The organism is Chryseobacterium sp. B21-037 (genome assembly GCF_028570785.1).
Classification (GTDB): Bacteria; Bacteroidota; Bacteroidia; order Flavobacteriales; family Weeksellaceae; genus Chryseobacterium; species Chryseobacterium proteolyticum.
On record NZ_JALGCB010000001.1, the window covers coordinates 52,518 to 72,672 of the forward strand.

Below are 20,155 nucleotides of genomic sequence, written 5' to 3' on the forward strand. Positions count from 1 at the left end.
CAATCCTGATTCATTATATAGTTTTAAATAACCGGTCAACTTCTTTTTGAGAAGATGCATCGGGGCATACTTTGTAAAACTCTTTAAGAAGATCCGTACTTGCAGGCTTTTTAGGGTATTGATTATGTAAAAGAAAATTCTTGAGTGCCTGATTTACCCTTTCTTCACCAAGCAGCTCACTTAGTTTCACCATCGCTACTGCACCTTTGGAATAGGCGATATGAGGTTCCTCTCCGGTTGCTTTGTAAATGGGCTTGTTTTCTGATAATCCTTTTTCGTTATCATAGATCTGCTGATGCATTTCTATTCTGTCGAGCATTTTTTGTTTTCCATGCATCTTCTTATACAGCATCATTTCAGTATACATGGCTAAGGTTTCCGTAAGCATTACAGAACCTTCCCTGTCATCGGGATCAATCTGGCTGTTGCCCCACCATAAATGGGAAAGCTCATGTCCTGCGAGTTCATTAATCACATCCTGTTTTTTATCTGCATGAATATTCGCATGAAAGATCATGTCTTCAGGCATAAAGATCGCTGACGGATAGGCTGTGGCTGCAAAACCTTTTGTATAAGAAGAAATTTCAGCGAAGTTGACTGATTGGAACGGATATTTTCCAAAATTGCGCATACAATAATCTAAAGTCAGTTTCGCATTATTAATTAAATGAAAGACATTTTCACTATGATTTGCATGATAAAAGACATTGATCAAAATACCTCTATACCTGACACTTTTACGATTATAGTCAGCAGAGGAAACGGCAAAACGAAATGGAATACCTCTGGCTCCGTATTGAAAATATTTTCTTTTACCCTGTGTCCATTCTTTAATTAAATCTCCGGTTCCGACTGCTGTCTGATCCTTTTCAGTTGAGACGGTCATTGTAAGATTAATAAAATCATTCAGGAATATTTCTGGAGCTTCCGGTTTCTTAAGGCCAGATGTTTTGCCCAATTTATAATCCATTCTTTGTTTCTCATCCTGAAGTTCATAACTTTTTTGATAGCCAATACTTGGATAATATCTGCTTATCCGCATAAACGAACCGTTTTTAATAACAGCATTGAATGAATCGTGTCCGTTTACTGCATACCATTGATAGGAGAGTGTGAAATTTAAGGTTGCAGTCTCATTGGGCTGTAATGGCCGGTTTAAATATATTGCTGCAGTTTCTGTACGGATCTTTACAGACTCGGAAGAAGTAGTGAGAACAGCAGATTGGATTTTCAGACTCGGATGGAAGTTAAATAAAATTTTATCAATAGCTTTGGTTGTGATATTGGTAATAGTATATTTTCCTTCTATTATATAAGAAGATTTGGACGGGAAAAGCTTGATTTCTGTGCTGACATCTTTTATTACAGGCTGAGGGAGTTGTTCAAAGATCTTGAATTTTTTTTCGTACAGAACAGCCTTAGCAATTGATTCTTCTTTATTCTGAGGAATGTATCCTTTCATAAAATGATATCCGCTAAAAATACCGGCTGCTAAAAGAATAGCGATACCCAACCATTGATTTTTATTCCATTTTTTTGTAGCAACAGATCTGTTAAGGATCCATAGAAACGCAACCAAACCTATTCCAAAGAAGAGTCTTTCAGCAAATGCTGTTGTATAGATTCCATAACCGTTAAAGTCGCTGTAAACCCCTTTAAAATCTGAAAATATCCTCAGTAAAGGGTATGGAATAATCTTTTTCGAGGCGGGGCCTGCAAAAATAAAAACGGCAAGAACGGAAATTCCTAATGCTATAAACCTGTTTTTACTAAAGTCATTAATCAGCAGTATAAAACCGGAAAATAATAGCAATGGTAACGTATTGAAAAGGATTGTGCCTGAATAGGCACTCCAGTCAATATGGAAATAATGGTAGCCAAGCTGGAAGGTCAGGCCTTCTATGATAAGGATACCTGTAAAAAAGAAAATGAGAATACCAGCGGAGAGAAGATGTCCGGATAATTTATTTTTTGAAAAATGGGTGCTTTTTTCGATCAGGATAAATCCTGATGACTGACTTCTCCAATACAGGTCGTTAATGAAGTACGTCATGATCAACAATCCGAGTAGATGGAAATTTTCTGAAATGGTTGTTGCCATGAGACCTGAGCTTGCATACTTTTGTGGTAAACGGATTCCTTTTTCAATTTCAGCATACATTTCCATACCGACTGCAAACAATAGCAATATAGAAACCGCAATAATGCTAACACTTTTAAAAAGGTAAATCAGATCGATTTTGGCAAAGGAAATAACAGATCTGAAAGAGGCCCTGAATCCAAAATCTGATTCGGCAGTAATATAATCCGACAACACAATATGAGGAGCGGAAAAAAGATCATTTTTCTTTCCTGATCCTTTATCTGAAGAGGTCGTAAAAGAAAATAAACGATAAGATAAAAATAAGAACAGTCCTGAAAATACAATAAAAATCAGCCTGTTCGTCAATAGATATCCTGAAAGAGGAGTGATAGAATAGTTCTTTTGGGCCACCGAAAATACCTTTGCCTCCAGGAAATAGGCAGATAATCCAAAGGGATCAGATAGTGCAGAGAGCTGCTGAGTCTCTATTGATTGAGGTAAGCTTCCCGCCATGAAAGGTGAATTGGAAAATAATAATACAACCATATACAGAACGTATAACAGCAGGCCGCCGGTTACTACCAGGAGCTTTCTTTTGGTACTGTAGGCAATGAAAAATAAAAAACTACAGACTAAGAGACAGTTGATGAATCCTAAAATCACTACCGGATATAGATAATACCAGAGATTGAAATAGGGCTGCATCTCACTTCCTGTCCTTGTATTTTGCCCGAGAATAAAGCCAATAATCAAAAACAGGAAGCTCAGGAAGGTTTGCAGGAAATAGTTCAGAAACTTTCCTTGCAGATATGTTCTTTTTGAAAGAGGTAAAGAAAACAGGATCATATCAAATTTCGAATCCCAATCCTTAAATAGCTGCTGACTTGCGTAGATAATCGCAAAAAATATAATAGAAAGACTCAACATACCCACCATAAACCCGATGGAATAAGGTGAATTGAGATAAATACGTTCTCCGACAGTCAGGTTGAACTGGCTTCCGCAAAATATACCCAAAACGACTAAAGTGAAGGCAATAAGATAACTGAGCCAGTGCTTTATGTTGCGTCTGGCTTCAAATAAAAGTAATGAGTTCATGATTATGATTTTTGAGTGAGGCTATGAAAGTATACATGTTCCAAAAGAGGAGGAACAGCATTGAAATCTTTTGGTTGATGGGCTGCGAAAGTCGTGATATACAGTTCTCTTTCGATCAGCTGTTGGCTGATGATCTCATGAGTTGCCTGATAATCCTCCCATTCATTTCTGTTGATCCGTTTTGACCAGATTTTATGTTCTAATTCTGAAATCAGGTCACCGGGTTTCCCTTTTCGGATAAGCTTTCCTTTATTGATAATAGCCATCTCAGAACATAAATTCCGGACATCTTCTACAAGATGAGTAGAAAGGATCACAATAACATCCTTGCTGATATCATTGAGTAAAGAATTAAAACGGTTGCGTTCTTCGGGATCCAGTCCTGCCGTAGGTTCGTCCACAATAATGATTTTAGGGTTTCCTAATAAAGCCTGGGCAACTCCAAAACGCTGTTTCATTCCGCCTGAAAAAGTATGGACTTCTTTGTTTCGGAAATCTGACAGGTTTACTTTTTCCAACAATCCGGAAATCTGTCTTTTTCGAAAGGTATTGTCTTTTATTCCCTTTAAGATAGCAATGTGATGCAATAAGTCGTAAGCTGAAACTTTAGGATAAACTCCAAAATCCTGTGGTAAGAACCCGAGGTTTTGTCTTATAAAATCAGGCTCCCTGGAAATATCAATACCATTGAAAATAATATTTCCCGAACTCGGTTTCTGGAGGCCAACGATGGTTTTCATTAAAGAGGACTTTCCGGCTCCGTTCGGACCCAGTAAACCGAACATGCCATTTCCTATTTCCAATGAAATGTCTTTAATTGCCTGGAAGCCATTTTTATAGGTAAGGCTCAGGTGGTTAATGGATAATGTATTCATGATTTTAAATTTGGATAATACAATAGCTGGCAATGTTTCCGTTGCTTTTTTTATGATGTTGAAAAATAAGTTGTTGTATCTACTTGCTAATGAAAATGAGCTGACAGTTAAAGGGTATGAGTTGATAGATGAAAACTAAAGGCTAAGGTCATGGGCACTTTCGCTTTCTTACCGATATCATGCATCTTTTATCTCGTTTCCACCACTATTCTCTATACTCTAAAATATCTCCCGGCTGGCATTCCAGAATTTTGCAGATAGCTTCGAGGGTATCAAAACGAACCCCTTTTGCCTTTCCCGTTTTCAGAATGGATAAATTGACAGGCGTGATTCCTAATTTTTCTGCCAATTCCTTACTCTGCATTTTTCGCTTGGCAAGCATGACATCTAAGTTGACTATAATTGGCATTTTATATAAATAGATCTTGTTCGTTTTGCAAATGTAGCCCTTGCCTGAAGATATTAGCAAGAAACAGGCAGAAAATTCCTAGCATGAAATGGATAAAAACCAATCCCCATATAATACTTTCGACCTCTGTAAAGAAACTTGCGATGATCACAAGCGGTAGTGGAAGGAAAATATTGTATAAGTAAAATCTCTTCAATTGTAAAATGTTGACCTCGGTAAATAATTGAGGTTGAAAGAACACTTTAAAAACTTTTGCTGAAAACCAGAAAAAAATACCATATGTCACTAAAACGGCCATGAAAGAGAATATAATGTAAGGATAATTGTTTTCAATGTTGAGAAATGGCTGTTCAGTAAAAGGATAATTGATATGTAAATATTGATCCTCTTTATAAGGAGTTACCGCAAAACCTGTAGTCATACAGAAAAAGGAATAAAGTGCTGTAATAAGATATCCTCCTGATAATACCAGGCAGATATAGTATAAAATTTTTGCAATAGTTTTAGTTTGATTCATAGCATGATAATTAATTGATAATGCAAATGTATAATTAATTATCGTAAAACAATAATTAATTAAAAAAATATTTAAAAATAAAAAAGTCCTGATATATCAGGACTTGGAGTAATGTAATGTTAATGGGCCATTTTTACGAATGATCTCGATTAACATGTATTGAACCCAAAGTAAATAAAAACAGCATATGTGCTAAACAACTATTTTCTGAGCAGTTACTTTGGGTATAATAATTAAATAATCGTAACCCGCCAATAGTTTTTTTAGGGTGCCGGACTTTACGGAAGTCTTTTGTTTTTTTATTTCAGCATTGATCTTGGTAAGGTCAAAGAGGAGCCATTCATTTTCCTTATGAACCAGGCGATAGAAGGGTCTCAGAAAAAGAATGTATTCTGCATCATTATTTTCAGCAAAGAAAGATCCTGTTTTTCCATTTTTTTGAATAATGGCAATATGTAAGGACTTTTCGTGGTCTTTTTCGGCAAGATTAAATGCAACATTTCCTATATCAGGGCTATTTTGCAGTAGGCTCTGATCTTTACCGGCATGACTGGCTCCAAACTTGAAAAGATTTCTTTTTCCTTTTATTTTGTTCTGGTTTTCAAGAAGATTTTCCTTCATTGAAGCTATTTTCAGGAACTGAGATTCGTCTCCCTTTTGATTATTTTCCAGAGCATATATTGTATTGCTTTGTAGCAGCTTGTTTAAAGCTTTATGCTCATATTCAGACAAATCTAATTTTTGAATATCTGCAATACGGGTCCTGAAATCGTTGCAAAACAAATAGGGCTGGTTTTTGCTGTCATCAATAGTCCGATAGCCCAGTCCTGACCTGAACGTGTTCCATCTCTCATTCGATTCTTTCAGTAAAGATTGATATTTTGCTTTTGCTATTTTATTGGATGTCCTTGCAATAAGCTCTCTGAAGATCACTGCATCAGAATTGTAATAAATCTGATCAAGGCCTATGACGGTTTTTTTATTTTGGAAAAAATAATCCAGAAGGTCATGGTCTTTGTTAAATGAGAAAAACGAAAATCTACCGTTAGAGCTGGAAACAATTGATTGGTATTCTTTATTTTTCTCGAAGTCTTTTTTAAGAATATCAATGGTAAGCTGATCTGCTTCCGTAATATAGTTGTCGAAGTTGATATTGTGAGTAAGATAAGAAGTAAAATCCAGGACCTCATTATTAAGATGGTCTTCACCGATCAGAACATATTTGTGTTTAGCAATCGTTTCAGTCAGGTTACGAATTCCTTCACCGGAAAAATGATTATTCTCGAAATTTATGATTTGATAATGTTGTGAAGCAATTTTAGTAACTAATGAATCTTGAGCCTGAATGGTACAGCCTAACAAGAAAACCGTTAAAAAATAGATTACTTTCATTATTTTTTTTACAAATTTAAATTTCTGTTTTACTCAAAAATTGTAAAAATGTAAAGGACCCGAAATGAATAGATAATCTCTTTAAATAAAGTTGCCTTAGAAAAAGGCAACCTTATTTTCTTTTTGGTGGTTTATGAGTCTATACAACTCCCGGATCTTTATTTTGAATGATATAGCTTTTTCCTGATTTCGATGAGGTTCTGAGTTGTCCTTTCCAGATCCGGTGTGTCTGGTAGGTTAGAACTGGAATAATAATGCTCTATAGAAAGGACCAGGTTTTCAGCTTTTTCCATTACGTGATCATAAGATCTTTTTCCTGCTTTTATATCAAGTAACTCATCACGGTTCTCTACGCGGATCTGCATCGAACCTGTTTTTAGAATATGCTCGCAGGATTGCAGTAATCGGATGGTATGCATCATGTTTTTGCTGTCGTAGTTCTGCCCATGAATCTGGTTGACATTGTAACGGTCCTCATTGCGCTCAGCTACCCATTTCCAATATTCCCTATAGTCTTTACAGTAAACAGAGTAGGCATCCAGATTGCAGAACAGATAAGCAGTTGGTTTTTCATCCTTAAGAACAGATGATACAGAAACCTGATTTGCCTCTTCATTCTGAATAATCCCCTTATATCCCAATGTTCCCGATTCATCGTAAAATAAAGCAAACATACCCTTAGTATGATCAATGCTTACCAATCCGAATTGTTCCTGTGAGAGACTATTCTGTCCTTCCGATACAGAAAATTCATGCAACCATTTTTTCAATGCAACGGAACCCTGTCCTGCAAGGATAAAACAGAAATCCAGGATGGATTTTCTTTCTTTATCAATCGGGTTTACAATCTTTTTATTAAGACCTTTTGCCTTTTTAATCTGTGAAACCGCATAACCTGCAAAGGTATCTTTACTGAGTTTTGACAGGAAATCCTCCGTTTTCAGCAGATCCATCAACGGATGTTTGTACAGGATGCAGTCTTCCGGACTTGCCAGAATTTCCAGGATATTGGGATTGTTCTTTTGCAGCAATTCTACAAATCTCCCGATTTCATAATAGGTAATATCATTGGTCTCATTGGAAATCTGGGGGATGTAGTTCAATCCAAAGAAATCCTCCTTGGGAAGGTAATAAACTCCCTTTATATCCGTGTCGGAACTCTCCGTTGCCAGCCCGAAAGCCCGGCTTCCGGAAATAGCTTCAAAAAGAAGAAGGTTTTTATTTTTAAGATCCTGAATCGTCATGATGGTATATTATAATTGTCCGATTTTTTTAACATTGAAAAAATGGTGTAATATTAAGTGCTTTCGATCCGTTAAGCTAGTATTTTTCTAAACACCAATTCCATTTCTTTTTTATTTCCTTTTCCTCCTGCCAATGTTTTCGTTTTTTCTTCAGTCTCAGCAACTACACTTTCCAGAAATCCTAAAAGCTCCCAGTCATTGGAGTGATTATAGGATTCTCCTTTAGTAGCCTTTAAAGCAACCAGACTCTCTATTTTAGTTTTTGTAAAATCATCAACCAATACCAGAAGATCACTGAACAGAACAGGAGGAACGGTTCCTTTGTCTAATATCCACTTTCCTGTAAGTGCTGTTCTTAAACAGTAGAAATAACTTTTTAATTTCACTTCATCATGTCTGCAGGCTTCCAGGTACTTTTTACTCATACTTAAATAATGGTAAGACACCGCTATCGGAGAGAAGCAAGTATCAGCCAAAGGCTTGAACAAGTCTGCAAATTCTTCATTTTTCTTATAAACGACAGGAGAGTAGAACCAGCTTAGCAATGCAGCATTGGACTTTAGCAAAAGGTGAAAAGTCTTTTTAAGGTCCCAACCGCTACCATCCAGGTCATCCTCTGTCATGAATTCTATGGTTTCATCCTTGTCCCATGGAGAAAGATACCATTCCTTTTCATGACGGTATATAAACCGTATATCATAATCGCTGTCCGGCGATGCAAATCCCCAGGCTCTGCTGCCGGATTCAACTGCAAGAAGTATTTCTATGCTGTGTTTGTCTTCTACCTCTTTTAGTTTTTCTAATATCCTGTTTTTCATTTTTATTTCTTTTGATGGTACAAAATAATAAAGCGATTACGCAGTCTTTTTGCGTAATAATTTAGAATAACGAAATCATTATAAATGTAATGAAATACCTTATGGGAAAATGGAAAATAGTGAATGGTTAAATTTTTCAATATAAGTCTTCTGGGCTATTACATTTTTTGTAATATTGTAATTTAGACAAGAAAATATGGCATTAATAGGTGACCTAGGGAAAATTATTGTTTTTTTGTTTTTATTGTTAAGCATCTTTTTGATCACGGCAAAAAGCAAAAGAAGATTACCCAATTATCTGTTTGCTGCATTTCTTCTTACTTCTGTTATAGATTTATCCGGATTCTTTGTATATCCTTCCGGGAATTTTATGCAAAGTTTTAAGTCTTCCAGTATTCTTCTTCAGATGCCACTTTATTATCTGTATGTAAAGTCTGCATGCTACTATAACTTTAGCCTGTCCAAAAAGCATCTAGTACATGGCCTACCTTTTCTCTTCTTCCTTGTTCTGTTTCTTGTTACACAGATGTCTGCACAAGCTGACCAGGTTTTTGATATTTTTACCATTATCCAGTATTACTATTATATTATTGCTGTTTTTCTTGAGCTGAGGATTTTTAAAAAACTATACCGGGATAATTATTCTGGAAATCATAGTCATATTTATAGGTGGTTAATACAGATTACAGTTTTGTTTTTAATCGGAAATTTTTTTGTGCTACTCAGAGATTTTGTAAAGAACAACGGGAGCCTTTTTACCTATCTGTATACTTTTAGCTGCTTATTTGTATTATTTATGATCAGCTGGTTTGTGCTCAACTCCCTGTACAGACCCAATTTGTTTGCCGGAATTGATAAAGATTTGGTTCCTTTAAAAATTGAATCCGGGGATCATCATGAAAAACCACAGCAGCTAAAAGATCTTATGGAATTAATGGAAACTGAGAAACCTTATCTGGATGACAGCCTTACCCTGCAAAAGCTGGCTGAAAAATTTAATATGCCGGAGAAGCAGCTTTCTTTATTGATCAATCAGTCTGCGGGAAAGCATTTTTTTGATTTTATTAATGAATTCAGGATTAAGGATGCCCAATTACTTTTAAAAGATCAGCCTCAGCTTACTGTATTGGAAGTTCTGTATCAGGTAGGTTTCAATTCCAAATCCTCTTTTTATACCGCATTTAAAAAAGAAACGGGTATTACTCCTACAGATTACAGGAAATCAGTTATTTAAAAAGTGTTCGATTTAAAGTCGGACTGATTTTACGCCATAAAAATGGTTCGGTTTCCGGTATTCGGATCTTTATTTCCATGCAAAGTTTCAGATTTGTTTCATCATAAAATTTACATCAGATGAAGCAACAGATCAAAGTAGCATTATTTCTTTTTTTTATAATGAATTGTGGGAAATACTCCGGACAGTTCAATCAAAAAAACACAATCAGAAAAGCAGACTCATTGCTGAATAGTTATGTCAAGAAAAATGCTCCGGGGATGGCCGTAGGCATAATTAAAGAAGGAAAGGTAATTTATAAGAAGATTTATGGCCAGGCCAACCTGGAAAATCAGACACCCATTACAGATTCCACAGCTTTTAATATTGCATCGGTTTCCAAACAGTTTACGGCATTCATTGCTTTGCAGGCTGTGAAAGAAGGAAAGCTGTCATTAGATGATGATATCAGGATCTATCTTCCGGAGCTCAAACATTTATCTTATCCGGTAACAATCCGTCAGCTGGCAAATCATACGCATGGGCTGCCTGATTTTACCGGAATTAAAAGATTACAGGGATTCGGGGATGAATTCAGGGTAACCAATAGTCAGGCAGTACAAACAATTCTGGGTATTAAAAGCTTTAACTTTCGGCCGGGCGAGCAGTATCAGTATAATAATACCGGTTTTATGTTGTTAGCCGAAATCCTTCACAGGGTCTATAAAAAAGATTTTGGTGAACTTCTAAGGAAATATATCTTCACTCCGTTAGGAATGCACCATACTATGGCGATAGATGATCCGGAAAAGATCATCCCGAATAAGGCAGACTCTTACCTGCAGCAGGGGGATACTGTTTTAAAATATCCGATCGGGCAAATGGAGTACGGATCTTCCAATATTTATATGACACTTAATGATTTCTGTATATGGGCAGCTGATTTTCAGAAATCAGCTACGGATAATCATGACTTTTATACTGTGATGCAGGAAAATACGATCCTAAATAATGGTAGAAGCATTGAATATGGGTTGGGGCTGCAGACGGGTACTTATAAAGGTTTGCATCTTGTCTTTCACGGTGGAGGGACAGCGGGTTACGGTTCTTATATTTTACATATTCCCAATCAGCAGTTTTCCGTTGTCCTGCTGGCGAATAAGAGGGGAACTGAAGGTTATCAGATGGTCTATAAATTGGTGGATTTATTTCTTGGAGATAAAGAAACGGTTGTAAAACCTAAAAAAACTGCTTATACAGCATCCGAATTAAAAGGATTTGAAGGGATTTATGAGCGTATCCCAGGTAGCTACTTTGATGTTTCTGTAAAAGAAAACAACCTTTACCTAAAAACTTATAAACAGGAAGAAGGAGAACTTTTAGAACCAGTTGGAGATAACCGGTTCAGCATTCCTTCCGTTGCTACGGCAAGCCTTGTTTTTAATAAAGATTCAGCTTTTTTCAAAATTGCGGATTTTACATTTCCGATGAAAAAAATCAGAATGAATCCGCCTAAAGTGGATTTGAAAGATTTGAAAAAACTGGAAGGATTTTACCGAAATGAAGAATTCAATACGATGTACCAGCTGGTCACTGAAAATCATCACCTGGTAGCAAAACATTCGGTAAATCCAGATATTCTATTATTTCCACTCAGTTCAACAAGCTTTTATTCATCAAAATCCTACTTCGGACAGCTTGATTTCCAATGGACTTCATCAGGTACTGTAAGTGGATTTACCGTGTCCGGCTTTAATATGGCCAATATCGAGTTTAAAAAAATAAAATAACTCTGCATTATTTGACCATATGAAAATTACATCACTTTAAAAGATAAACTTATGATCAGGCTATTTTCTTGCATTTTTATCGGAATACTGATATTTTTCAGTACACTTTTACCAGCACAGGATATACAGCGTTTCTCGCTGTCGGGTACTATAAAATCGGATGGTACACAGTCTTTAGTCATCAGCCTTTTTGATGCTGAAAATACATTGATAAAAACCGAAACTGCTGACCGGCAAGGACAGTTCAGGTTTTCTGCCCTGAAAGTCGGTCGTTACCAACTGAAAGTTTACAGGAATGGTTTTGAGGTTTATCATTCAGAAAATATTCCTGTAACAGAAAATAAGATGCTTCCTGTTATTGATCTTACAGTAAAATCCATTGAAGAAGTTACCATTACCAAAACCCGTCCTTTTATAGAAAGACAGGAGGGGAAGATGATCCTTAATGTAGAAAACAGCATTTCCGCTACCGGAAGCTCGGCTTTTGAAATCCTGGAGAAAGCACCAGGAGTGAGCGTGGATAATAATGACAATTTAAGTCTTCACGGAAAAGGAAATCTGCTGGTTCAGATTGACGGTAAAAATACACCGATGACGGGAAGTGACCTTGCGGGTTATCTCAGGGGGATTCCCTCAGCCTCCATTGATAAAATAGAATTTGTTACCAATCCTTCTTCGAAATATGATGCAGAAGGATCTTCGATTATCAATATCAGATTAAAAAAAGAGCAAAAGAAGGGGACTAACGGGACTGTTTCTATCTCTGCGGGAGCCGGTAAATATATAAAAACTAACAATACGGTCAGCATCAATCACAGGAGCGGGAAGGTGAATGCTTTTGCAAACTATGGCTTTGTTGATAGAATTTTTTACAATCATCTGCTTTTAAACAGGAATTTTTATGAAAACAACCAATTTAAAAAAGCTTTTATTCAGGATAATTTCCTGAAGTTTGGAATAACGGGCCATATGACCAGGATGGGGATAGATTACGATCTGAATAACAAGAATATTCTTGGGCTTTCTGTGGGACTAGTAGCTAATAATGTTAAAATTGACGGAAATACCTCAAGCCTCACACTGGGAAGTAATCAGCTTCCGGAAAGTACCTTCGGAACCATAAGTAAAACCCGGAATCATTTCGCTAATCCTTCCCTTAATCTCAACCATAAATACAGCCTTGATTCTCTGGGATCAGAACTAACAACGGATTTTGACTATATCAACTATTCAAACGGTTCTCTACAGAATTTTGAAACCAGGAACTACAATTTATCGGGTAGTTTGGACAGGCTTGATATTCTGAAAGGGGATATGAAAGGAAAACTGAATATTTTTTCATTGAAAAGCGACCTTACTAAAAACTTTAAGTATGGATGGAAACTGGAAAGCGGGATTAAAACAAGCTTTGTAAAATCTGATAATGATTTGAAATTTTTTGACGGAAGTTCAGGGGTCTTTGTGTCTGATCCTACCAAAACCAATCATTTTATTTATGAGGAAAACATTAATGCTGTTTATGGGAATGCTTCCAAAAAATGGGAAAGGCTTAAAATGATAGCCGGACTGCGAATGGAAAATACAAATATAAAGGGCATGCAGCTTGCTAATAACCAGATTAATAAAAGAAACTATACGCAAGTATTCCCGAGTGCAGTACTGGCATATAATATAACGGATAAAAGTTCCATGGAGATCAGCTTAAGCAGAAGGATCACCCGCCCCAGTTATAATCAGCTCAATCCTTTCAGATTTTACTTTGACCCTACTACTTCAAAGGCCGGAAATCCAGATCTGATTCCCGAGACGATGATGAATTATGAGCTTACTTACAGCCTTAACAATAAATATTTTGCCACACTGAATTATAGCAGAACTTCTGATCACATAATTAATGTAGTAAAGCCTGTGGTGGAAAACGGACAGAATATTGCGATCCAAACATTTGAAAATATCAGTTCGGCTTCCCATTACGGGCTCAGTCTGATCGTTCCTGTAAAAGTGATGCGTTGGTGGGATATAAGCAATACTGCCAGTTTTTACTATGCTTCTTTCACAGGGAATGTTTCGGGAAGTCAGATTACCAACCAGGGAAATTTTACCTTCAGCATCAACAGCATCCATAACTTCAAATTAGGAAACGGCTTTACTGCTGAAGTTACGGGAAATTACCACGCCAGAGAAATACAGGCTTATGTATATGCACGGCCCTATGGCTTTCTGAGTATTGGTGCCCAGAAAAAATTTAACAATAAAAGTGTCCTTAAATTTTCTTTTGCTGATGTGTTTTTTACCAGTAATCCAAGGGGGCAGTTTGCTTATAATGATTACCTGGAGAATTTTACGGTAAAAAGAGATTCCAGGGTCGTGATGCTGTCCTATACTTATAACTTCGGATCCTCTAAAAACCTTCAATTGAGAAAGACCGGAGGTGCAGATGACCTGAAAGAGAGAATCGGAAGCTGATGATATAAATTAAATCTCTCGCCAACAATTACGATAAACAAATGACTAAAATCAAAATCTGTCTGTCATAATTATAGGCGAGAGTATATCAGGGAAAGTAATTTCTTACTATTATCCGTTCTGTGCTTTTCTAAATTTTCTTTTCTTTTTCCATGGTGCATTTTTCCCGACATCACCAGCCATGATACACCCGTAAGGCATCACTTCATCCAATACTTCACATAATCCGTATTCTTCAATCTGTGCTCTTACGTTTTTAGCACTTTTATATGCGGTCGGTAGTTCGGAAATATCAATTTCATTGGAAAAGAAACGGATATCCAATCCTTCGGTTTCTTCAGCAAAAACTTCTTCAATGGTTTTGTGGGCCAATGATCTCTTATGCTGACTTCTGCTGAAATTTCTTCCTGCTCCGTGAGGGGCAAAACCCAGGTTTCTTTCATTGGTGTTTCCCTGAACTATTAAAACCGGTTCTGCCATATTTAATGGAATCAGTCTTGGTCCTGTAATATCAGGCATGAATTTATCATCCAGTGGGGTTGCTCCTTTTGCATGGTAAAAAAGATCTCCGTCTTTGAAGACAAAGTTGTGCTCATTCCAGTACCTGTTCTCTTTTTCAATTTCCATTTTATATAAAACGGCATCATGGATGGAAGTATGGTTTTCTTTCGTCCATGTTCTGATCAGCTGCAGAGCTTCCCAGTAAGATTTTCCCTCTTCTGTATCATATGGGATCCAGGCATTCTCTTTCAGCGTTTCCGGTGAAATATCCTGTCTGAAACGATTGGCAACTTTCATCCCTTTATCGTAAAGAGCAGTTCCCGGAGCTCTTGAACCATGATGAGTAACCAACATGGTATTTCCTGTATTTTTAGAAATACCAACGAATAAGAAATGATTTCCATCGCCCTGTGTTCCCATATGAGAGCGGGCAATGCTGATCAGCTTTTCATCATTAAGGAAATAATTTTCCCTGAACGCATCCATCAGTTCCTGCGACATTGGCATTTGTTCTCCTCGTGCTCTTCCTCCATATCCGAAATGAGTTACCGAATGAGCAGTATCCAAAACGGCTTTAGGATCAGCTTTTCCAAAATCAGTCAACATCACGGAACAGCAGATATCTGCACTATGAAACCCGGGATGGATTGCATTTTTAGCAATAACCACACCACCCACCGGTATATGACCTTCTGGTCCTGTCGGACAGGCATCAGGCATTAAAGCTCCTCCAACCAATGTTGGGGTTTTCATTAAAACCTGCATGGTTTTGATTACCTTTTCCACGTTATCATTTTCACTTTCGTGCTCAGCTCTGATGTTGATGATGAAATCTTTTGGGGTTTCATGCAAAGGAATCTGGTCCGGTTGTTTATATTGCTCCAGATACGTTTTGATCTGAGTTTCATCCAGATTATTTTCGTTGATATATTCTATGGCTTCTTTAAACCATTTTGCGGGTCTGAACCCTAATTCAATTAGGTGATTTCCATTAAATTCCATGTGTTCTTTCAATTTGATGATGCAAAGTAAATATACAAGTATGCAATCTTTTTGCGTAGATGAATTTTTTTTGATTATTTTTACAAAAGCGAAAAGCTGAAAAGCAAAATAACGGAATTGCCACAAAGTCAATTGAAGTTATATTTTAATGATTTAACCATTTTGCCAATTCGCTCTTTCGCCTAAAAAAAATAAATATGCTATTAGAACAAGTAAAAAATTCTCCGGAAACCATTCAGTTTAAAGATGTCATTGCCTACATTGATGAAAATTATCATTTTACACCTACCAGATTCGCGAATGGGAATACAGTGAACGAAGCGGATCAGAATAACGGATCATGTAAGGTATTCAGTTTTGGAAAGCAGAATAATTTGTCAAAGGATGAGGTATTAAGTCTTTTCGGAGATTTTTACAGAGAAGATGTACTGAAAAATCCCGATGGAACAGATCATCAGAATATCAGGAATTTTATGGAGTTCGGATGGGATGGGGTTTCTTTTGATGGAGAGGCTTTGGCGAAGAAATGATTTTGATTATGATGTATTAATGTATTAATGTATTAATGTATTAATGTATTAATTTTTCAAATAAGTTATTAAGTCGTTGATTAGAGTTGAACGGAAAGACTATCTGTGGTTTTTGATTTATTTACATTCAATTAGAAAGGAAATAAGGAAAAGAAAAAATTCCGGCTGAAAAATCATGTTGCGGAATAAAAGACATTTCAATAAAATACAATTATGTCATCGAACAAAAATGCCCTGATCCGATATAAAACATTGGATAAATGCCTGAAAAACAAGTATAGAAAATATACGCTGGAGGATCTTATCGATGAATGTTCGGAAGCCCTGTTTGAGTTTGAAGGCAAAGAATCATTTGTCAGCAAACGTACGGTCCAGCTTGACCTGCAGAATATGCGGAGTGAAAAATTTGGCTATGAGGCACCTATTGAAGTCTACGACAGAAAATACTACCGATATAGTGATCCGGATTATAGTATTCATAATATATCAGTAAATGAAAGTGACCTGAAGGCAATGAATAATGCCGTTCAGATCCTGAAGCAGTTCAAGGACTTTTCCATGTTTAAGGATATGAACGGAGTGATCCAGAAGCTGGAAGACTCCATCCATTCTACAAACCAGAAGTCGATTATCCACCTCGATAAGAATGAACAGCTGAAAGGGCTCGAACACATCGATATACTATATGAAAGCATTTTAAACAGGAAAGTACTGAAGATCCTTTATAAAAGCTTTAAAGCAAGAGAATCGGATTATTACACCGTACATCCGCAGCTCCTGAAGGAATACAATAACCGTTGGTTCCTTATATGCTGGTTTAAGAATAAAATGTATAATCTGGCCTTGGACCGGATGGAGGAGATTTCTGTTGATGAAAAGGTAAGCTATATTGATAAAGAATTTGATTCGGACCGTTACTTCGGGGAAGTGATCGGGGTTACGGTTTCGGATGGGCAACGTCCGCAGAATGTTATCTTTAAAATTAACCCAAAACATGCCCCTTATGTCAGAACCAAACCTTTTCACCATTCCCAGGAGATTATAAAGGAAGATAAAACCGGAACCACATTTAAAATATGTGTTCAGCTGAACTTTGAATTGGAGAGAATGATATTGGGGCTCGGCGAATTTATAACGGTTTTAAGGCCTGAGAGGCTCAAAAAAAGAATTCAGGCCAGTTTGGAAGAAGCATGCCGGAATTACCAGCTTTTGAATACCAATGAATAAAGCGGATTAATAAATGGCTTAAAAATTGTAATGATAAACCAAAATTACTACATATGAAATCAAGAATTCTTAAGGCGGTTATTGCCATAGTTGCACCACTTGTTATAGAATATATCGTAAAAAAAGTGAGTGAAAAATTAGATAAAAAGGAAGAAGGAAAAAAGCAGATTCCAGCATAAGTACAACGTAATCTGGAATGATAAAAAAAGACTGCCCTGAAAAGGCAGTCTTTTTTTCAGGTAATAGCGGTTGGATAAAATCCATTGACAATCGCTCCTGAAAGCACTGAACTTAATATTTTAAACATTTTTCACTTTTTGGCTATTGCTTTTTCGAGACTTAATTAAACATTTATTTAAATTTTAACAAAAATTAACTGTTTAATTTTCAATGATTTGAGTCGTTTGCGGATGTTAAAGGAGTGAAAAACGACCTGCTTGGCATGATTTTTACAGCATTCTGAATAGTAAAATTTAAAGATCAGAAATTATGAAAATGTTTAAACAAGCAGTTTTACTAGCTGGAATTTTAACAGCAGGTGTAGCAAGTGCACAGAGCGTACAGATGAACAACATGCTTAAAGTAGGAGCGAATGTAGGATTAGCTGTTCCTTCTGATAATCTTTCTGCTGCTGTGGGTGTGGATGTGGCTTACCAGAATCTGATTACTCCGGGAGTTGGATTAGGTATCGCAACTGGTTATTCCCATTATTTCGGAAAAGAAAACAACGGATATAAAAATAATGATGTAGGGGTAATTCCTGTAGCAGCATTATTGAGAATTTATCCAAAGCAAACAGGTTTCTATTTTGGGACTGACTTGGGTTATGGATTCCTTGTAGGGGATGATAAAGTAGCTTCCAATACTTCGGTTGACAGACCAAGCGGAGGTTTTTATATCAAACCTGAAATCGGGTACCATAATCAGGACTGGAATTTCTTCGTACAATATCAGAAGGTATTTACAGGAAGTAAAGGTGATTTAGTAAATCAGGACTACAATGTGGGTAACATTGGTGTCGGATTTTCTTACAATATTCCATTAGGAAAGTAGTTAGATTTATATATAAACAATTATTAGCCAAAACCTTTTCATCTTTTTGAAAAGGTTTTTTATTACCGTACACGATTTCCGAAAACTATTATTATATTTGATAAAATTTGTGATTATGAACTTAAATCCAAAATTTCCCCTTTATTTACCGGGTGTAAAAGACAGCAATAATAATGATGTTTCCATCATTGGAGCCAACTTACGTGAGGATGTTACCACTTTAGGATACTATGTGTCTGGTAATGGAGGGCTTGATATAAAATTACAGACAAGCTACCCGACAAAAGAACATGCTTCTTTTTCGGAAATCCTGAAAAAATTTATTCAGGAAAATCAGCTGAGCAATGTGAAGCGTTTAGGAATAGCGGTTCCGGGACCGGTTCTTAATGGGAAGAGTAACCCTGCCAGATTAGGCTGGAGTTTCGACGTAGACGAATTTAAAAATGAATTCGGATTCGAAAAAGTGGATATGCTTAATGATCTTGAGGCATCTGCTTATGGAATGGGACTTCTTGAGGACAGCGACCTGGAAGCTATCTACACAAGCGGACACCTTGAAAAAGGAAATGTTGCGATCCTGGCACCTGGAAATGGTCTTGGGGAAGCGGGGTATTTCTTTGATGGAAAATACTTAAGACCTTTTGCTACAGAAGGCGGACATTCTGAGTTTTCACCAAGAACCAATGTTGAAGTGGAATTTTATCAGTTCCTGAACAACATCTATGGGATTGTTAGCTGGGAGAATGTTCTTTCCAAAACAGGGCTTTTTAATATCTACCGGTTTTTAAGAGACGTGAAAAGACATCCTGAGCCTGAATGGCTGGCGGATCGACTTGCCAACGGTAATTTTTCACAGGAGATATACAAGGCAGCCGTTGAAGATGATGTGTTGATCTGTAAAATTGCATTAGATACCTTCCTGGAATTTCTTGCGAGAGAGGCTAATAACCTTACCTTAAAGCTTAAGGCTACCGGAGGATTGCTGATTTCTGGCGATATTCCGCAGATGCTGAATGAGTATATGGATAAGGCAAAATTCTATGAGAAATTTAAAATAAGCGATAAAATGGAAGACATGTTGAGGAATATTCCTATCTATCTGATCAGGAATAATCTCACGGGTTTACATGGTGTCGCACTGTATACAGCGTATTACGAATAACAAATAAGAAAATAAGAACTCCGGAAACTCCGGAGTTTTTTATGCCTGATATTATTCATGAAAATAATTGGTTTTATTGATGTACATCAATAAAATCTATCAAATAAGATAGCTACATTTGTATCGTTAAATAACAATTAAATAAATTTATTCAATGAAAAAAATATTATTATTAGCGGTTTTAGCTAGTGGATTGGTTTTCGGGCAATCAAAAAAAGTGGTAGCATCTGATGTTCACTGGTGGGGTTATAAAGTAGCAAAATCTGAGGCAAGTTCTCATGACGGTACAGTAAAAGTGAAGTCAGGAAACCTTGTTATGAAAGGAAATGATGTTGTGGGTGGATCTTTCGTTTTAGATATGACTTCTATTACGTCTACAGACCTTTCCGGAGAATACCAGACTAAGCTGAACGGACATTTAAAGAACGGAGATTTCTTCGAAGTTGAGAAATATCCTACAGCTGCTTTTAAGATTACTTCCGTAAAGAAAAACAATGATAAAATATACAACTCTCTAGTAACAGGAGATCTTACAGTAAAAGGAAAAACAAACAGTATTTCTTTCCCTGCGAAGATTGCGTACAGCAAAGGAGTAGCAAGTCTTGTATCAGATAAATTTTCTTTCGACAGACAAAAATTCGACGTTGCGTACAAATCAACAATGCAGGATGTTTTTGTGAAAGATGATATCGATATGCTTGTAAAAGTAACTGCTAAATAATTTAATCAAAAAAAGATTGTTAAAAGTGTAGAAGTTCTACACTTTTTTTTATTT

At 36.6% G+C, this 20,155-nt stretch carries 17 protein-coding genes; 9 read left to right on the forward strand and 8 right to left on the reverse strand.

What is annotated here, in order from left to right:
- Positions 1–13: 13 nt before the first annotated feature.
- The 7 genes from MTQ00_RS00280 to MTQ00_RS00310 form a co-directional block, all read right to left on the reverse strand.
- Positions 14–3,181 (reverse strand): ABC transporter permease/M1 family aminopeptidase, encoded by a 3,168-nt coding sequence (locus MTQ00_RS00280; RefSeq protein WP_273647276.1) that lies wholly within the window; start codon positions 3,179–3,181, stop codon positions 14–16.
- A 2-nt stretch (positions 3,182–3,183) separates the two neighbouring features.
- Positions 3,184–4,056 (reverse strand): ABC transporter ATP-binding protein, encoded by an 873-nt coding sequence (locus MTQ00_RS00285; protein ID WP_273647277.1) that lies wholly within the window; start codon positions 4,054–4,056, stop codon positions 3,184–3,186.
- Between the two features lie 205 nt (positions 4,057–4,261).
- Positions 4,262–4,465: a helix-turn-helix domain-containing protein gene (locus tag MTQ00_RS00290; protein ID WP_040995723.1), complete on the reverse strand. Its 204-nt coding sequence runs from the start codon at positions 4,463–4,465 to the stop codon at positions 4,262–4,264.
- Between the two features lies 1 nt (position 4,466).
- On the reverse strand, positions 4,467–4,982 hold the full coding sequence (locus tag MTQ00_RS00295; RefSeq protein ID WP_273647279.1) for a DUF2975 domain-containing protein: 516 nt from the start codon (positions 4,980–4,982) through the stop codon (positions 4,467–4,469).
- 192 nt (positions 4,983–5,174) lie between these two features.
- On the reverse strand, positions 5,175–6,374 hold the full coding sequence (locus tag MTQ00_RS00300; RefSeq protein ID WP_273647280.1) for a hypothetical protein: 1,200 nt from the start codon (positions 6,372–6,374) through the stop codon (positions 5,175–5,177).
- A 158-nt stretch (positions 6,375–6,532) separates the two neighbouring features.
- On the reverse strand, positions 6,533–7,618 hold the full coding sequence (locus MTQ00_RS00305; RefSeq protein WP_273647282.1) for a nucleotidyltransferase domain-containing protein: 1,086 nt from the start codon (positions 7,616–7,618) through the stop codon (positions 6,533–6,535).
- A 71-nt stretch (positions 7,619–7,689) separates the two neighbouring features.
- Positions 7,690–8,436, reverse strand: a complete 747-nt coding sequence (locus MTQ00_RS00310; RefSeq protein WP_273647283.1) for a nucleotidyltransferase domain-containing protein — start codon at positions 8,434–8,436, stop codon at positions 7,690–7,692.
- 196 nt (positions 8,437–8,632) lie between these two features.
- On the opposite strand from MTQ00_RS00310, the gene MTQ00_RS00315 reads away from it, so the two are divergent.
- From MTQ00_RS00315 to MTQ00_RS00325, 3 genes are all read left to right on the forward strand, one after another.
- A complete protein-coding gene (locus tag MTQ00_RS00315; protein WP_273647285.1) occupies positions 8,633–9,670 on the forward strand; it encodes a helix-turn-helix domain-containing protein in 1,038 nt (345 codons plus the stop codon).
- A gap of 119 nt (positions 9,671–9,789) precedes the next feature.
- Entirely contained in the window at positions 9,790–11,439 is a 1,650-nt protein-coding gene (locus MTQ00_RS00320; RefSeq protein WP_273647286.1) for a serine hydrolase domain-containing protein, read from the forward strand.
- Positions 11,440–11,490: 51 nt separating this feature from the next.
- Positions 11,491–13,905: a TonB-dependent receptor gene (locus MTQ00_RS00325; RefSeq protein WP_273647287.1), complete on the forward strand. Its 2,415-nt coding sequence runs from the start codon at positions 11,491–11,493 to the stop codon at positions 13,903–13,905.
- 111 nt (positions 13,906–14,016) lie between these two features.
- Here MTQ00_RS00325 and MTQ00_RS00330 read toward each other — a convergent pair whose 3' ends face one another.
- Positions 14,017–15,408, reverse strand: coding sequence for an RtcB family protein (locus MTQ00_RS00330; protein WP_273647288.1), 1,392 nt, complete (start codon positions 15,406–15,408; stop codon positions 14,017–14,019).
- 197 nt (positions 15,409–15,605) lie between these two features.
- Between MTQ00_RS00330 and MTQ00_RS00335 the strand changes: the two genes are divergently transcribed.
- The 6 genes from MTQ00_RS00335 (at position 15,606) to MTQ00_RS00360 (ending at position 20,101) form a co-directional block, all read left to right on the forward strand.
- A complete protein-coding gene (locus tag MTQ00_RS00335) occupies positions 15,606–15,938 on the forward strand; it encodes a HopJ type III effector protein (protein ID WP_273647289.1) in 333 nt (110 codons plus the stop codon).
- 213 nt (positions 15,939–16,151) lie between these two features.
- Positions 16,152–17,165: a helix-turn-helix transcriptional regulator gene (locus tag MTQ00_RS00340; RefSeq protein ID WP_172276952.1), complete on the forward strand. Its 1,014-nt coding sequence runs from the start codon at positions 16,152–16,154 to the stop codon at positions 17,163–17,165.
- A gap of 53 nt (positions 17,166–17,218) precedes the next feature.
- Positions 17,219–17,344: a hypothetical protein gene (locus MTQ00_RS00345; protein ID WP_262888793.1), complete on the forward strand. Its 126-nt coding sequence runs from the start codon at positions 17,219–17,221 to the stop codon at positions 17,342–17,344.
- A 310-nt stretch (positions 17,345–17,654) separates the two neighbouring features.
- The gene (locus MTQ00_RS00350; RefSeq protein WP_273647291.1) at positions 17,655–18,218 is read left to right on the forward strand and encodes a hypothetical protein; all 564 of its coding nucleotides are present in this window, start codon (positions 17,655–17,657) and stop codon (positions 18,216–18,218) included.
- Between the two features lie 115 nt (positions 18,219–18,333).
- Positions 18,334–19,380 (forward strand): glucokinase, encoded by a 1,047-nt coding sequence (locus MTQ00_RS00355; protein WP_172276958.1) that lies wholly within the window; start codon positions 18,334–18,336, stop codon positions 19,378–19,380.
- A 154-nt stretch (positions 19,381–19,534) separates the two neighbouring features.
- Positions 19,535–20,101 carry a YceI family protein gene (locus tag MTQ00_RS00360; protein ID WP_172276961.1) on the forward strand — a complete coding sequence of 189 codons (567 nt, stop codon included), beginning with the start codon at positions 19,535–19,537 and terminating at the stop codon, positions 20,099–20,101.
- The last annotated feature ends 54 nt before the right edge of the window (positions 20,102–20,155 follow it).

Bases quoted from the DNA above. Each gene is read 5' to 3' on its own strand.
- MTQ00_RS00280 (WP_273647276.1), bottom strand. From the start codon at position 3,181: ATGAACTCATTACTTTTATTTGAAGCCAGACGCAACATAAAGCACTGG.
- MTQ00_RS00285 (WP_273647277.1), bottom strand. From the start codon at position 4,056: ATGAATACATTATCCATTAACCACCTGAGCCTTACCTATAAAAATGGC.
- MTQ00_RS00290 (WP_040995723.1), bottom strand. From the start codon at position 4,465: ATGCCAATTATAGTCAACTTAGATGTCATGCTTGCCAAGCGAAAAATG.
- MTQ00_RS00295 (WP_273647279.1), bottom strand. From the start codon at position 4,982: ATGAATCAAACTAAAACTATTGCAAAAATTTTATACTATATCTGCCTG.
- MTQ00_RS00300 (WP_273647280.1), bottom strand. From the start codon at position 6,374: ATGAAAGTAATCTATTTTTTAACGGTTTTCTTGTTAGGCTGTACCATT.
- MTQ00_RS00305 (WP_273647282.1), bottom strand. From the start codon at position 7,618: ATGACGATTCAGGATCTTAAAAATAAAAACCTTCTTCTTTTTGAAGCT.
- MTQ00_RS00310 (WP_273647283.1), bottom strand. From the start codon at position 8,436: ATGAAAAACAGGATATTAGAAAAACTAAAAGAGGTAGAAGACAAACAC.
- MTQ00_RS00315 (WP_273647285.1), top strand. From the start codon at position 8,633: ATGGCATTAATAGGTGACCTAGGGAAAATTATTGTTTTTTTGTTTTTA.
- MTQ00_RS00320 (WP_273647286.1), top strand. From the start codon at position 9,790: ATGAAGCAACAGATCAAAGTAGCATTATTTCTTTTTTTTATAATGAAT.
- MTQ00_RS00325 (WP_273647287.1), top strand. From the start codon at position 11,491: ATGATCAGGCTATTTTCTTGCATTTTTATCGGAATACTGATATTTTTC.
- MTQ00_RS00330 (WP_273647288.1), bottom strand. From the start codon at position 15,408: ATGGAATTTAATGGAAATCACCTAATTGAATTAGGGTTCAGACCCGCA.
- MTQ00_RS00335 (WP_273647289.1), top strand. From the start codon at position 15,606: ATGCTATTAGAACAAGTAAAAAATTCTCCGGAAACCATTCAGTTTAAA.
- MTQ00_RS00340 (WP_172276952.1), top strand. From the start codon at position 16,152: ATGTCATCGAACAAAAATGCCCTGATCCGATATAAAACATTGGATAAA.
- MTQ00_RS00345 (WP_262888793.1), top strand. From the start codon at position 17,219: ATGAAATCAAGAATTCTTAAGGCGGTTATTGCCATAGTTGCACCACTT.
- MTQ00_RS00350 (WP_273647291.1), top strand. From the start codon at position 17,655: ATGAAAATGTTTAAACAAGCAGTTTTACTAGCTGGAATTTTAACAGCA.
- MTQ00_RS00355 (WP_172276958.1), top strand. From the start codon at position 18,334: ATGAACTTAAATCCAAAATTTCCCCTTTATTTACCGGGTGTAAAAGAC.
- MTQ00_RS00360 (WP_172276961.1), top strand. From the start codon at position 19,535: ATGAAAAAAATATTATTATTAGCGGTTTTAGCTAGTGGATTGGTTTTC.